The sequence below is a fragment of the Vibrio sp. V33_P6A3T137 genome (assembly GCF_009904835.1).
GTDB classification, from domain to species: domain Bacteria; phylum Pseudomonadota; class Gammaproteobacteria; order Enterobacterales; family Vibrionaceae; genus Vibrio; species Vibrio metschnikovii.
Genome location: NZ_WXWK01000095.1, coordinates 1 through 13554 on the forward strand (window position 1 = coordinate 1; position 13554 = coordinate 13554).

The 13554-nt window shown below is 45.4% G+C and carries 11 protein-coding genes; 6 read left to right on the forward strand and 5 right to left on the reverse strand.

Annotated elements, in window-relative coordinates; genetic code table 11:
* Positions 1 to 78 precede the first annotated feature (78 nt).
* Positions 79 to 2874 carry a M16 family metallopeptidase gene (locus CAG60_RS09260; RefSeq protein ID WP_161438796.1) on the reverse strand — a complete coding sequence of 932 codons (2796 nt, stop codon included), beginning with the start codon at positions 2872 to 2874 and terminating at the stop codon, positions 79 to 81.
* 242 nt (positions 2875 to 3116) lie between these two features.
* Between CAG60_RS09260 and CAG60_RS09265 the strand changes: the two genes are divergently transcribed.
* Positions 3117 to 4436: a metal-dependent hydrolase family protein gene (locus CAG60_RS09265; RefSeq protein ID WP_161425001.1), complete on the forward strand. Its 1320-nt coding sequence runs from the start codon at positions 3117 to 3119 to the stop codon at positions 4434 to 4436.
* Between the two features lie 116 nt (positions 4437 to 4552).
* Positions 4553 to 5041 carry a TIGR00645 family protein gene (locus CAG60_RS09270; protein ID WP_004397492.1) on the forward strand — a complete coding sequence of 163 codons (489 nt, stop codon included), beginning with the start codon at positions 4553 to 4555 and terminating at the stop codon, positions 5039 to 5041.
* Positions 5042 to 5122: 81 nt separating this feature from the next.
* On the opposite strand, the gene murP is transcribed toward CAG60_RS09270, so the two are convergent.
* Positions 5123 to 6571, reverse strand: coding sequence for a PTS N-acetylmuramic acid transporter subunit IIBC (gene murP, locus CAG60_RS09275; protein ID WP_161425002.1), 1449 nt, complete (start codon positions 6569 to 6571; stop codon positions 5123 to 5125).
* A 24-nt stretch (positions 6572 to 6595) separates the two neighbouring features.
* Positions 6596 to 7498, reverse strand: a complete 903-nt coding sequence (gene murQ / locus CAG60_RS09280; RefSeq protein WP_161425003.1) for an N-acetylmuramic acid 6-phosphate etherase — start codon at positions 7496 to 7498, stop codon at positions 6596 to 6598.
* Between the two features lie 292 nt (positions 7499 to 7790).
* Here murQ and CAG60_RS09285 point away from each other — a divergent pair, with 292 nt between their 5' ends.
* Positions 7791 to 8639 carry a MurR/RpiR family transcriptional regulator gene (locus tag CAG60_RS09285; protein ID WP_161438797.1) on the forward strand — a complete coding sequence of 283 codons (849 nt, stop codon included), beginning with the start codon at positions 7791 to 7793 and terminating at the stop codon, positions 8637 to 8639.
* A 9-nt stretch (positions 8640 to 8648) separates the two neighbouring features.
* Here CAG60_RS09285 and CAG60_RS09290 read toward each other — a convergent pair whose 3' ends face one another.
* Both CAG60_RS09290 and recQ read right to left on the reverse strand, forming a co-directional pair.
* On the reverse strand, positions 8649 to 8963 hold the full coding sequence (locus CAG60_RS09290; protein WP_161438798.1) for a DUF3630 family protein: 315 nt from the start codon (positions 8961 to 8963) through the stop codon (positions 8649 to 8651).
* Entirely contained in the window at positions 8956 to 10791 is a 1836-nt protein-coding gene (gene recQ / locus CAG60_RS09295; protein WP_161438799.1) for an ATP-dependent DNA helicase RecQ, read from the reverse strand. Before recQ ends, CAG60_RS09290 begins: the two co-directional genes overlap by 8 nt.
* A gap of 225 nt (positions 10792 to 11016) precedes the next feature.
* Between recQ and rarD the strand changes: the two genes are divergently transcribed.
* The 3 genes from rarD to CAG60_RS09310 all read left to right on the forward strand — a co-directional run bounded on the left by rarD (position 11017) and on the right by CAG60_RS09310 (position 13539).
* A complete protein-coding gene (rarD, locus tag CAG60_RS09300) occupies positions 11017 to 11928 on the forward strand; it encodes an EamA family transporter RarD (protein WP_154169577.1) in 912 nt (303 codons plus the stop codon).
* Between the two features lie 78 nt (positions 11929 to 12006).
* On the forward strand, positions 12007 to 12801 hold the full coding sequence (locus tag CAG60_RS09305; RefSeq protein ID WP_161438800.1) for an AraC family transcriptional regulator: 795 nt from the start codon (positions 12007 to 12009) through the stop codon (positions 12799 to 12801).
* A 75-nt stretch (positions 12802 to 12876) separates the two neighbouring features.
* A complete protein-coding gene (locus CAG60_RS09310) occupies positions 12877 to 13539 on the forward strand; it encodes a LysE family translocator (RefSeq protein WP_158137585.1) in 663 nt (220 codons plus the stop codon).
* Positions 13540 to 13554 lie beyond the last annotated feature (15 nt).

A 13554-nucleotide genomic window follows, 5' to 3' on the forward strand; every position in this document is an offset into this window, starting at 1 on the left:
ATGCCACCCGAATTAAACGAGTAGCATTCTTATATTTACAAAGTCAGTTGGCTTTCTTTGCAACCAATATTCAGTAAATTAATCCACGGACTCGCCAAACGAGGTAATCACTTTTAAGCACTTGTCTTTACTTAAATAGCGTTGGGCACTTGTTTGTACTGACTGAATATCAGCGGCGGCAATATGATCATAAATTTGCTGCACGCGCTGATAATACTCTGGTTGAGTTCGGCCCATTGCCGTAGCCTCTAACCAAAATCCATTGCTATTACTGACATGAGCGATGGATTGTAATAAAGGCTGCTTAGCTCTCGCCAATAAATCAGCGTCTATTCGCTGCCCTGAACCCAGTTGCTCGATGAGCGTGTCAACTTTACCTTCAATAGATAAAACATGCTGTCTATCAACCAGCGCAAATAAGCCGATATAACCTAACTCTGACGGTTCTTTCGCACTAGAATGGAAAGTATAAGGTGAATAACTCATCCCCGCTTGTACTCGTAGCTCTTCAGTGATCAGCAGTTGCAAAACGCGATCTAATAACAAGATTTTCGCCGCTTGCTCAACGGAGTAACTATCAAGATTAGACCAAATCCAAGCCAGAGCTGTTGAATCAACCGCTCCTTGATGGCTCAACTGGCGGCTCGCTGGTAACTCAGGCAGGCGAGCTACGACTGGACGCTTGGTGATTGGCAACGGATGACGCTCTATCGCACCCAATGTTTCGGCTACCGCTTGAATCGCCTGAGATTCATCAATATCGCCGACAATCGTGACCTCAAGTAAGCCACGATCGACGGCCGATGCGAGCACGAGGGCGATTTCAGAAAAATCTCGCTTCAATAGCTCTTGATCGCGGCCAAGGGCGTAGTTTATGTCCTCTGGATGTAATAGCTCAGCGAATCGCTGCCAAAATAACGTTTCAGCGTTGGTATGGCGGCTAAATGCATGCTCTCGCACTTGTTGCCGAAACTGGTGTAACGCTTCAGGTCTAAACCCTGGCGCAATCAAAAAAGCGGTATGTAACCCTAGCTGCGCTCTTAATCGCTCGGTTCGCACAGAGACGGCATCATTAAACCCTTGCTCCGATAGTTTCCATCCCACAGCTAAACCTTGCCCTGCTAATATTTGTCCCAGCTCAGCATAACTATGCTCAGCTAATCCTCCAAGAACAAAGCTACGTTGAAATAACGTGATTAGCCCTTCGCTTTTAGGCAGGGCTACATCACCAAAACCGACTTTGAGCTGCACTATCGCTTGTCCCAATTCAAATTGAGTGGGTCTCAAACTAAGTCGTACGCCATTAGCAAAAACCAGTTGGCGGATTCCTGCCTGTTCATCACGCTTATCGGCAATGAATTTTCCCGGCTTACCGAAATTTGCATAAGCAAACGGAGTCAATTTTTGCTCTTGATGAGCGCTAATCGGCTGCTGCTGGCTTTGCTGATAGACGCTCAGAAGCTGCTTTGCCACCTGTTCTTCTGGTTGAGAGTGAGTCAGATAAATCCATGGTTCCCCTTGCCAACGCTGCTTCAGGGCTTCATGCAGTGCTGATGCAGTCAAACTAGGCTTCAATCGTTGAAACAACGCCCATTCCTGCTTGGGATCTAAAAAATATAAGCCGCGAGCGTTAAAATCGACCAATTGCTCAGCTAAACCAAAGCTATTCACACTTAGTGGTTGAGCTAGATCATGCTGTATATCTTGTTCGATCAAGTCTAATGCTCGATTAACTTCTTGTTCAGTAAAACCACCCACCAAAGCTTGACGCATGGTCTGCTCTAGCAGGGCAAGGCTTTCTCGCCATTGTTGAGGTGCTGAATTGAGTGATAATTCAAAACGTAAGCCATGTTTAAACTCTTCAAATAAGGCCACATTGACTCGACGCCCCATATCCTCCTCTGGCAGATGGGCGGTTAAGCGGCGATACAACAGATGACGAATTAGCCAGTCGTTAAGCATTCTATGCCGTCTTGCGATACCATCAACAAGTACATCTTGAGGCTGTAACATACCCAAAGTCACCGTCGTCGGTAAACGTGGGTCAAAAAAGCTATCCGCTCTAAGCTCTTGCTGGACTGTCAAGGTTGGCAGTGGATCATCACTAACTAAAACCGCCTGTGGATGTGGTTGCCAGTTGGCAAAACGTTGCTGAATCTGACGCTCTGTGGCGGCAATATCAATATCACCGACAACAATTATGGTCGTGCGCTCTGGTGTATAAAAGCGCTGATAGAGATCACGTAATTGTGCTACTGTCGCTTGAATAACTACGCTTTCCAAGCCGATTGGCAGACGACTCGCCAATGGGCTGTCTGGGTACAAAAATGCCTGCTGATATTGATAATCATCTAGCTCCATCGATTGTTTTTCGCGTATTTCCGCCATTACGATCGGCTTTTCTTGTGCTAGAGCTTCGGGTGTTAAAGTCAGTTGATCACCAATCTCACGCATTAACATCAGCCCAGTTGTAAGCTTATCTTGAGTGCCTTCCGTGATATTAAATTGATACACCGTTTGATGATACTCAGTAATTGCATTGGTATCCGAACCAAAACTAAGACCAAGCTTTTCTAGCTGAGCAATCATATCCCCTTGTGGAACGGATCGAGAGCCCTTAAACGCCATATGCTCTAATAGATGCATCAATCCCTGCTGCTGTTCAGACTCCACCAGCGAGCCACCGGCAATTTGCATGCGCATGATGATGGCTTTTTCTGGGTATGGATTAACCATCAACTGATAAGTTAAGCCATTAGCTAAACGACCTTGGTGGATTCGTGGATCAGGGGTTAATTCATTGGCAACCGAGTGTAGAGACATGATGATGTAGCAAGCGCCAAAGAATGGCATTAACCGAGTAAAGAGAGACAAGAGACAACCTCGAATAACATCAGTAAAAAAGAATCGTTATTATTCATGTTTTATCTCGCTTTAGAATGGTTACATACAAAAGCATACAAAAACATCAAGCAACTCAACGAGTAAACCGCTGAGGTTTATTCAACAAAGTTGGCATTTTTGCTCTTAAAATCGGATAGTTTCGCCAAATATCGCTACACTTTTATCTGTTTGTGCACCAAGGTGTCATGCCGCTAGTTGATTGGAGTGATAAAATGAATAAACCGCTTTGGCTACTGCTAGGTGTAAGCCTAATCGCTTGGCCTACTTTTGCCGCCCAGTATGTATTTAAAAATGTGCAAGTATTTGATGGACGACAAGCAACACTCAGCGCAGCAAAAAATGTCTATGTGCAAGATAACCTGATCAGCAAAATCGAAGATTACCAAGCTCTTAACATCACTGACTCCAATACTATAGTGATTGATGGGCAAGGCAAAACCTTAATGCCGGGATTGATTGATGCTCATACTCATTTAATGCTCGCCGCCCTGCCTCAACAAACCTTAATGCTTGCTGATCAAGGTTTTATTAATATTGTTGCCGCTAAAACCGCTGCCGATATGCTGCAACGGGGTTATACCAGTGTGCGCGATTTGGGTGGGCCAGTATTCGGCTTAAAAATGGCGATCGATAAGCAGATCACCACCGGACCTCGTATTTGGCCAGCCGGGGCTTTCATCTCTCAAACTGGCGGCCACGGTGATTTTCGTCTACCCAATGAGTTAATAACCCCTGATAGTAAAAAACAGACCATCTCTGTTAGGACAGGCACTTCAGCGATTGCTGATAGTCCGGACGAAGTTCGCCAGCATGTACGAGAGCAGTTAGCCCTCGGGGCATCGCAGATTAAACTCATGGCAGGTGGTGGCGTCTCATCATTTTATGACCCGCTTGATGTGACTCAATACAGCCTGGCAGAAATTCGCGCCGCGACGGAAGCGGCAGAAAATTGGGGCACCTATGTGACGGTGCACGCTTATACTCCTCGCTCGATTAATCAAGCGATTGATGGTGGGGTTAAATCGATTGAACACGGTCAATTGATTGATGAAAAAACCGCAAAACGAATGGCCAAAGAAGGCATTTGGTGGAGCTTACAACCGTTTACTTCTGAGCGAAAATCCAGCTTTGCCGAAGGCTCGCCGCAACGTCTGAAACAAAAAATGGTCGAACAAGGCACAGACAGGGCCTATCGTTTAGCGAAAAAACATCAAGTAAAAGTCGCATGGGGAACCGACATTTTGTTCAGTGCGGAAAAACTCAAAGGGCAAACGCAACTGTTGAGTATTATGACTCGCTGGTACACCCCTGCTGAAGTACTGAAAATGGCTACCTACGACAATGCGCAGCTACTGATGCTCTCAGGAGAGCGTGCGCCTTATCAAGGTAAGTTAGGGGTTATTGAGGCCGGAGCTTTGGCCGATCTGCTGATCGTCAATGGCAATCCGCTACAAGATTTAACCATTTTAGAAGCAACGGATAACCTACAACTGATCATGAAAGACGGTCGCATTTATAAAAATACGCTCTAATCAATACGTCTGCTGAGGGGATCTTATCCCCTCAATTTTCACTACACCTTAAGTATAAAAACAAAGTAATATCAGCCTCATTCTGCCCTATTGGGCTTTGTTGATGGTTACTTTAAATGGAACGTATTATCGAAAAACTGCTGTACTCTGCTCGCTGGATCATGGCACCTATTTATCTCGGTTTGAGTTTTATCCTCCTCGCCTTAGGGATTAAATTTTTTCAAGAAGTGATTCACCTACTCCCAAATATCTTTGCTATTCAAGAAGCTGACCTGATTCTAATCGCGTTATCATTGATTGATATCACCTTAGTTGGCGGGCTGATTGTGATGGTGATGTTTTCTGGCTATGAGAATTTTGTTTCTAAAATCGACGTTGAGGAACATAACGATAAATTGGGCTGGTTGGGTAAACTCGATGCCGGTTCACTGAAAAATAAAGTTGCTGCTTCGATTGTCGCGATCTCTTCAATTCATTTGCTGAAAGTGTTTATGAATACCGAAAATATCGCCAATGAGAAAATACAATGGTATTTGATGCTTCACATTACCTTTGTCATCTCTGCTTTTATGATGGGTTATTTAGATAAAATCACCAAAAAATAATCCGCCGCTAGAGCCAAACATAAAAAAGCCCTGAACCTATCGGATCAGGGCAAAATCATTCACCAATAGGGGGAAGGTGAACTAACTTAAGTCAACATCTTTGCAGCCAAACCAAAGCGTTGCAAAAAAACCAACCACATAAGAAATGAGTAGACCGCAGATAAATACCAACATCCCTGGGAAAATACCCTGCGCTGATGTCATTAACGGAATCGCGACAATACCCGATGGCCCAAATACCGTATTCAGTCCGACAGGTAAGCCAAGATAAGAGACTAAACCAATAAAGAAACCACCAGCCGCACCGCCAATACATGCCGTGACAAACGGTTTCACTCTGGGTAGGGTGACGCCATAAATCAGCGGCTCACCAATGCCTAAAATACCCGGAATGATCGCACCCTTCACTTGAGTACGCAGCACGGCATCTTTTTGGGCTTTAAAGTACAATGCTAGCGACGCGCCAACTTGGCCGCCTCCAGCCATCGCCAAAATAGGAAACAGCGAGTTAAAACCCTGCACATCCATCAAAGCAAAGTAGACCGGAACAAACCCTTGATGAATGCCAAATACTACCGAAATCAAAAATAAACCGGAGAGCAACGCAGCCCCTAGTGGATTATCATTCAGGTTGAGAAATAACCATGACATGCCTTTAAATAACTCACCACCAATCGGCATTATCACCAAAAAAGTCACCGCCCCCATGATCAATAACGTGACGCAAGAGGTTAAGATCATATCTAAATCATCAGGCATGTATTGGCGAACTTTTCTTTCGACCTGAGCACCCAAAATCGCCGCTAACAGTACGCCGATAATATTGCCTCGAGGGTCAATCGCAAAACCGAAAAATTCACTCATGCCAGAATAAACGCCCGTTGTCGCATCTGGGTTATAACCCAGCACAAACAAGGAAGCTAAAATAGCGCCATTGACCCCAGAACCGCCAAATGCCTGCTGCGCGTTATACCCAATTAAGATGCTCAGAAAGGCGAATAATCCTTTGCCAAACACCTTCATATAGGCGATCAGATCCAGCGTAAATTGACTTGGCGATTGACCAAGGACTAGCATCTGCTCTAATAAAGTGGCAAAACCAAGTAATAAACCAGCGGCAATAAAGCCCGGAATTAATGGCGTAAAAATGGTCGCAAACTTACTGAGGAAACGCTGCACGGCACTGGTTTGTTTACTCTTCATCTGCTGTTTTTGCGCCGCAGCAATTGTCGATAAATCCGGCGTATCTGACGTTGATGTAGCGGTAAGCCCAAGATTGGCGATCATCTCATTCATCATTTCAGCCGCAGTTTGCGCTTTACCAGGACCGAGAATAATCTGCAGTTGTTGATCGCTTTCTACCACCCCCATAACCCCAGCAATGGCTTTAATCCCAGCTTGATCGGCGAGGAGGTTATCATTCAATGTTAAGCGTAAGCGGGTCATACAGTTACCACACTTACTAATGTTATCACTGCCGCCGACCGCGCGAAGCAGTTGAGCTATCATGCTCGATGTTATTTTAGCCATTTACCTTACCTCAACACGATTGGATTATTGATCGTTCAGTGCCGCACGAATAAAGCCATGATGCTTTGCCAACCGCTCCGCGGCTTGCTGTGCATTGAGATCGGCAAGAATCATCAAAATCGCCGTTTTACAATGTCGCTGACAGGCCGCGAGCGCTTGTTCCGCTTGATCTGTACTGCAGCCCGTTGCTTCACGAACAATGTGCGTTTGACGCTGAATAAGCTTGGCATTGGTGGCTTCAACATCGACCATTAAATTGCCAAAGACCTTACCGCTGCGAATCATCGCTCCTGTGGTTAACATATTGAGGATCAGCTTCTGCGCCGTGCCTGCCTTCATTCTTGAAGAGCCAGTGACAATTTCAGGGCCAACCACGGGCGTAATAGCAATATCCGCGGCTTGTTCCATTAAACAATTAGGGTTGCAGGCCAGAGAGATCACCATCGCACCAACGGATTTAGCGTAAGCCATGCCGCCCAGTACATACGGCGTTCGGCCACTAGCGGCGATGCCCACTAAAACATCTTGTTTACCAAAGTGAAAACGCTGCAGATCTTGCTCACCAAGTTCTACATTATCTTCTGCATTTTCCACCGCTTTTAAAATCGCTTGATGACCACCAGCAATCAGGCCAATCACCAAGTCGGGTGAGGTACCATAAGTGGGAGGACATTCGCTAGCATCCAGAATGCCCAATCGACCAGAGGTTCCCGCTCCCATGTAGAACAAACGCCCCCCAGATTGCAGGGCAAAAGTAATCACATCGACCGCTTGCGCCACTTGAGGCAAGGTTTTTTCAACCGCTAAAGCGACTTTCTTATCCTCCTGATTGATGATTTGTAACATCTCAAACGTGGATAAGGTATCAATCGCCGCACTCGCTGGATTACGACTCTCCGTTACCCATTGGGTTAAATCTATTTTCATGCACAAGCCTATATGTCTAATAACAACTGATGGCGATTCTATAGAATAAAAAATTCCAATCGAGTGATAAGGATCACAGCTATGGTTATTCATTGACCAGCTAAAGCATGGAATAATCGCTAAAAATAAGGCCAGACAAACCCAAAGATACGCCAAGCCACTGAATACTATTCATCGTCAAAGCAGATTCAATTCCCAGTAAGGAATAAAAAATTCCAAAAACTGCACCATAAATCGTCTTTTAAATGGCAGATTCGTGGTAAAACCGCTTTTAGCATATGGAGAAATCATCATGTCTATAGTTAATCGAATGATCAGTCGACGTACTCAGCTCTCAGCAAATGAGTTAAAAATTGCCGACTGGATCCTTGCTCATCCTCAGCAAGCGGCCTTAATGACCAGTTTACAATTGGCCGATCAAGTGAGTGCCAGCCAATCCAGTATCATTAAGTTTGCTCAAAAAATGGGCTTTAAAGGTTACAGTGCTTTTAAGCTATTGCTGGTAGAAGAACTCAGCCGCAAACAAGCGCTCGAATCAACGCCTGTACAGCACAATATTTTTATTAATGATCCACTGGCGGTGATTGCACAAAAGTTAGTCCAAGCAAAAACGGATGCCATGTTTCATACCACCAACGCGCTCTGTTTTGAACAATTTCACCATGCGGTGAATTGGATTAATCAAGCGCATCGAGTGCAAATCGTCGGCATTGGCGGGTCGGCACTGACCGGGAAGGATTTAGCTTTCAAGCTATTGAAATTAGGTATTACCGCACTCGCTGAGCAAGACAGTCACGTACAAATTGCTACCGCGCGAACGCTCACGCCTCAAGATGTGCAAATCGCGATTTCTTTTTCTGGAGATAGAAAAGAGGTCTTTATTGCCGCCGAAGCGGCCAAGCAACAAGGGGCCAAAGTTATTGCTCTGACTGCGCCAAAGAAAAGTAAACTGCGTCAGCTGGCGGATATCGTTTTAGATACCATCGCCGATGAAACGCAACATCGCAGCTCGTCTATCGCCTCTCGTACTGCGCAAAATGTCTTAACCGATTTACTGTTTATCAGTTTGGTTCAGCGGCGAGAAGATTCAGCGCGACAATTGATAGAGACCATTTCGTCGGACATTCAGCAAATTTTATAAACCGAAGACTCAATCATCGGCGGATGGGTGACCAGAGAGTAACTGGGCGATAAAGGCCAGCTCTTCTCGACCTTGCTCATCACTCAATGTTTCAAGCCAAATACTGGCGCTGTAATGTTCGGCTTTGAGTAGTAGCTGACAACCTTCAAAATCTATTAGCCAAGTATGCAAATCAGCATCAAGCTGCTTATCGATAAGCGAAGCGGATAACCACTGCAGAAAATGCTCGCCAAGAGCGGGGAAACTATCCATATCCCATTCTGGCGTGCTCAGGATAAGTCGCCCCGGATCGGCGAGATAATCTTGTAAAGCGAACTCAGCCATGACCAGTTAAATGCTCCTGAATGACATCCAAAAATGGATCGGCATATTTCTCTAATTTGCGCTGACCAACACCGTTAACAGCCAACATCTCACCATACGAGGTCGGTAAAATATCCGCCATATCAATTAGAGTCGCATCACTAAAGACCACATACGGTGGTAAGCCTTCTTCATCGGCCAGCGATTTGCGCAGTTTGCGCAATTTCGCAAACAGTTTTTTGTCGTAGTTTTTATTCGACAATTTATCCGATTTCACCGCCCGCGCTGCGGTATCTAAACGTGGTACGGCTAATTCAACCGCTTTGTCGCCACGCAGAATCGGCCGGGCCTCTTCAGTCAACTGCAAGGTGGAATTGCGAGTAATATTTTGCTGTAGCAAGCCCTTATGAATCAACTGACGGAAAATGCTCACCCAGTAATCATGGCTGTGATCGCGCCCTAAACCATAGGTAGAGAGTTTATCGTGGCCATTTTCACGAATCCGGATATTTTGCATCCCACGCAGCACTTCCACCACGTAACCAATCCCAAAACTCTGCTGAACACGATAAACACAAGACAGCGCTTTGCGCACTTGCTCCGTGGCATCGAAATGTTTCGGTGGGTCAAGGCAGACATCACAGTTACCGCAAGGCGTGTCACGGTATTCGCCAAAGTAGTTGAGCAATACTTGTCGGCGGCAGGTTTGCGCCTCAGCAAAATGACTCATCGCCGTCAGTTTATGGCTTTCGACCTGCTTTTGAGGCCCCTCTTCCTTTTCATCTAGCATGCGGCGCAGCCAAACGATATCGGCAGGGTCGTAAAGCATGATCGCTTCAGCAGGCAAACCATCTCGTCCCGCACGTCCGGTTTCTTGATAGTAAGATTCAATATTGCGTGGAATATCAAAATGGACCACAAAACGCACATTGGATTTATTAATCCCCATCCCAAAGGCGACCGTAGCGACAACAATTTGCACGTCATCACGCTGAAACGCTTCTTGGACATAAGCACGCTCATCAACCTCCATCCCAGCATGATAACTGGCCGCCCGAATGCCGTTATTGCACAACTTTTCCGTCAGCATTTCGACTTTTTTACGACTACCACAATAGATGATCCCACATTGGCCGCGTTGCGTTTCTAAATAACGGATCACTTGCGATACGGGTTTGTGCTTTTCGACTAGGGTGTAACGAATATTGGGTCGATCAAAGCTGCCCAAATAAGTGTGCGGGTTAGCCAATTGCAGGCGATGTAAAATATCAATTCGCGTTGCATCATCTGCCGTTGCCGTCAGTGCCATAAAGGGAACGTGAGGGAAAACCTGTTTAAGTTGACCAAGTGAGGCGTACTCTCGGCGAAAATCATGCCCCCACTGAGAAATACAGTGCGCCTCATCCACGGCGATCATCGCTAATGGTAGCTGTTGTAAACGTTCGATAAAATCGGTCATTAACACTCGCTCTGGCGAGACATAGAGCAATTTTATCTGTCCACGATTAATTCGGTTGTAAATCGCAATCAGCGTCTCACGTGAGAGACTAGAGTTGACACACTCCGCGGCAACACCATTAGCTTTGAGCTGATCAACCTGATCTTTCATCAAAGAGATCAGCGGTGAAATCACCACCGTGAGCCCAGGCAAAACTAATGCGGGGATCTGGTAGCAAAGCGATTTACCGCCCCCTGTGGGCATAATCACCAAACTGTCTTGTCCAGCGATCGCCGCCTCTATCACCTCTTGCTGTCCAACCCGAAACGTCTGATAGCCAAACACCTCACGTAACACGTGCTGCGGCGATAAGTTAAGTTCCGGTTGTTCAACGAGTACAGTGGCGGTCATGCAAGCTCTCAATCATGAGTGGGGATGCTGATACTTCAAGCATCAGAACAGTCGGTTATTGTAGTGCCGTTTGCCGGTGAATAAAACCGCAAAGTAGTCGATGAATTCGATTTACAGGTTATACTCTCAGCGGTTAACCTTTAGTTACGTTTTTACGTATTAGTTAACACGCCCTGACCAGCATTTCTCCTCTTTATCCCTTGCGACTGCAGAGAATTCGACATCATGACATTAGAACAACAACAAGAAGCTAAAAAAGGAATTTTTTTAGCGATCAGTGCTTACACCATGTGGGGCGTAGCACCGATTTATTTTAAATTACTGGGCCACGTTTCTCCGCTAGAAATTCTCAGTCATCGGATTATTTGGTCTTTCTTCTTACTAGCAGGCTTACTTCACTTCAGTCACCAGTGGCGTCATGTAGTGGATATTTTCCAATCCAAAATCAAGCTCGGTTATTTATTAATCACCGCCCTCCTGATTGGTGGTAACTGGTTGATTTTTATTTGGGCGATTAATGCTAACCATATGCTCGATGCGAGCCTAGGCTATTATATTAACCCGATCCTGAATGTCTTTCTTGGCATGCTATTTTTAGGTGAGCGACTACGCAAATTACAATGGTTTGCCGTGCTACTGGCGATGATTGGCGTTGCCATTCAGTTGGTGGTATTTGGATCGCTGCCAGTGGTAGCGCTAGTGTTAGCCACTACATTTGGTTTATACGGTTTGCTGCGCAAAAAAGTCGGCGTGGGGGCGCAAAGCGGCCTATTTATCGAAACCTTATTTTTACTGCCTGTCGCCGCGTTATATCTGTTTATGCTGGCCGATACGCCAACCAGCCACCTATCGAACAATGACTGGTCATTGAATCTACTGCTGATCAGCGCAGGTATCATCACCACTTTACCTTTGCTCTGTTTCACTGGTGCGGCAACACGCCTTAAGTTATCGACGCTCGGTTTCTTCCAATATATCGGCCCCAGCTTGATGTTCTTACTCGCCGTTTTGGTATACGGCGAAGCGTTCAGCGCTGATAAAGCGATCACTTTCGTCTTTATTTGGGGCGCATTAATCGCCTTTAGTTATGATGGTTTAACTTATAAACGCCATACCACACGTATTGTTACCGAGTAAGGTGATCATTTTTTACAAGACAAGGCAATGGGTAACGATTAAGCTTAGTGGTATCGATTCTCATACCACTAAGCTCATATGGATACGATTCGATATTATTCAACGCCGCATCAAGCGATTAATCTGATTGAAGCTGACTATAAAAAGTTTGCCTTTCAACGCCACTATCATCTGGATTTTCATATCGGTTTGATCACCAGTGGCCAACAAAAGTTTGTTTATCGTGGCAGCCAACATCAGGTAGGACACGGCCAGATCGTCATTATGCCACCGGATGAACTTCACGATGGTCAATCTTTATTTGATTCAGGCTATCAAGTACGAGTGTTATCAATCACTCCAGAATGGTTTAGTGAACATTTAGCATTAAGCAGCTCTCACGCTATGATCAATTTTAATCGCGTAATTGTTGATGACCAATCGATTTTTCAGCAACTTGCTCAACTCCATCAACGCTTGCTATTGCCAAACCTAAGCCAACTAGAACAAGATTGCCTCCCATACGAAGGACTCGCCAATTTAATTCATCGCTATAGTATAACTAAAGAAAAAGTGGCGATTCCGCTTGGCGTACAAACTATTGCGACGCTGAAAGAATTTCTGATCGCCAATATCGATCAACCTGTACAATTGGCACAACTTGCCCAGCTTTGTCAGCTCAGTCCAACTCAGTTTCAACGTCATTTTAAAGCTCAAATGGGTATGACACCCTACGCTTGGTTTACTCGACTACGTCTAGAGCAGGGCATGAAACTGATAAAAAGTGGTCTAGCAGGAACGGAAGTCGCTCATCGAGTCGGATTTTACGATCAAGCCCATTTTACCAAAGCCTTTAAATGGACTTATGGTGTAACTCCCTCGGCCATCGATTAAACGTCAATAATTTACAATCGCACAGCGGTTTAATCTGGCATTCTTGATTCTCTCCAATTTTTTGAGCCAATAACCATGAATGAAATCAGCTTATTAATCACTTTAGCCAGTGTCCATTTCATTGCTTTGATGAGTCCGGGGCCAGATATGGCGCTGGTGATTCAAAACGCCACTCGCTATGGTCGCCACACTGGGCTTTATATTGCCCTCGGGCTCTCCTGCGGCATCTTGCTTCACTCGTTATTAAGCTTAACGGGAGTCAGCTATCTTGTTCATCAACAGCCCTTGCTGTTTGCACTTGTCCAAGTCGCTGGTGGCAGTTACTTACTCTATTTGGGCAGTAATGCATTACGCCATACCATGCAACACTGGAAAACAGACAGTGGGGTTATCTCCCAGCGCACAGAATTGCTACTGAATAATAAGCGACAAGCATTTTCTCGTGGCTTAATTACCAATCTGTTTAATCCTAAGGCCTTGGTTTTTTTCATCAGTTTGATGTCAACGTTAGTGCCAGCCAGTATGTCACTACAAGGTAAAGGGATGGCGTTACTGATTCTATGGGCTATCTCACTGCTCTGGTTTGCCGCACTAGCGTGGATGCTATCAACCGAGCGCTTGCAGCGTAAATTGCAACGAGCAAGCCGCTATATTGATTTATTATGTGGGATTATTTTCAGCCTAATTGGCTTAATGATTCTCTCTCAAGCGCTGATCGGCTTGTTTTATCAATCCTAATCGATCTTCGAGCTC

What these genes read in the sequence shown, in the direction of transcription:
- CAG60_RS09285 (WP_161438797.1), top strand. Translation starts at nt 7,791, where the DNA reads ATGTCTATAGTTAATCGAATGATCAGTCGACGTACTCAGCTCTCAGCA.
- CAG60_RS09290 (WP_161438798.1), bottom strand. Translation starts at nt 8,963, where the DNA reads ATGGCTGAGTTCGCTTTACAAGATTATCTCGCCGATCCGGGGCGACTT.
- CAG60_RS09305 (WP_161438800.1), top strand. Translation starts at nt 12,007, where the DNA reads ATGGATACGATTCGATATTATTCAACGCCGCATCAAGCGATTAATCTG.
- CAG60_RS09270 (WP_004397492.1), top strand. Translation starts at nt 4,553, where the DNA reads ATGGAACGTATTATCGAAAAACTGCTGTACTCTGCTCGCTGGATCATG.
- recQ (WP_161438799.1), bottom strand. Translation starts at nt 10,791, where the DNA reads ATGACCGCCACTGTACTCGTTGAACAACCGGAACTTAACTTATCGCCG.
- CAG60_RS09310 (WP_158137585.1), top strand. Translation starts at nt 12,877, where the DNA reads ATGAATGAAATCAGCTTATTAATCACTTTAGCCAGTGTCCATTTCATT.
- CAG60_RS09265 (WP_161425001.1), top strand. Translation starts at nt 3,117, where the DNA reads ATGAATAAACCGCTTTGGCTACTGCTAGGTGTAAGCCTAATCGCTTGG.
- murQ (WP_161425003.1), bottom strand. Translation starts at nt 7,498, where the DNA reads ATGAAAATAGATTTAACCCAATGGGTAACGGAGAGTCGTAATCCAGCG.
- rarD (WP_154169577.1), top strand. Translation starts at nt 11,017, where the DNA reads ATGACATTAGAACAACAACAAGAAGCTAAAAAAGGAATTTTTTTAGCG.
- murP (WP_161425002.1), bottom strand. Translation starts at nt 6,571, where the DNA reads ATGGCTAAAATAACATCGAGCATGATAGCTCAACTGCTTCGCGCGGTC.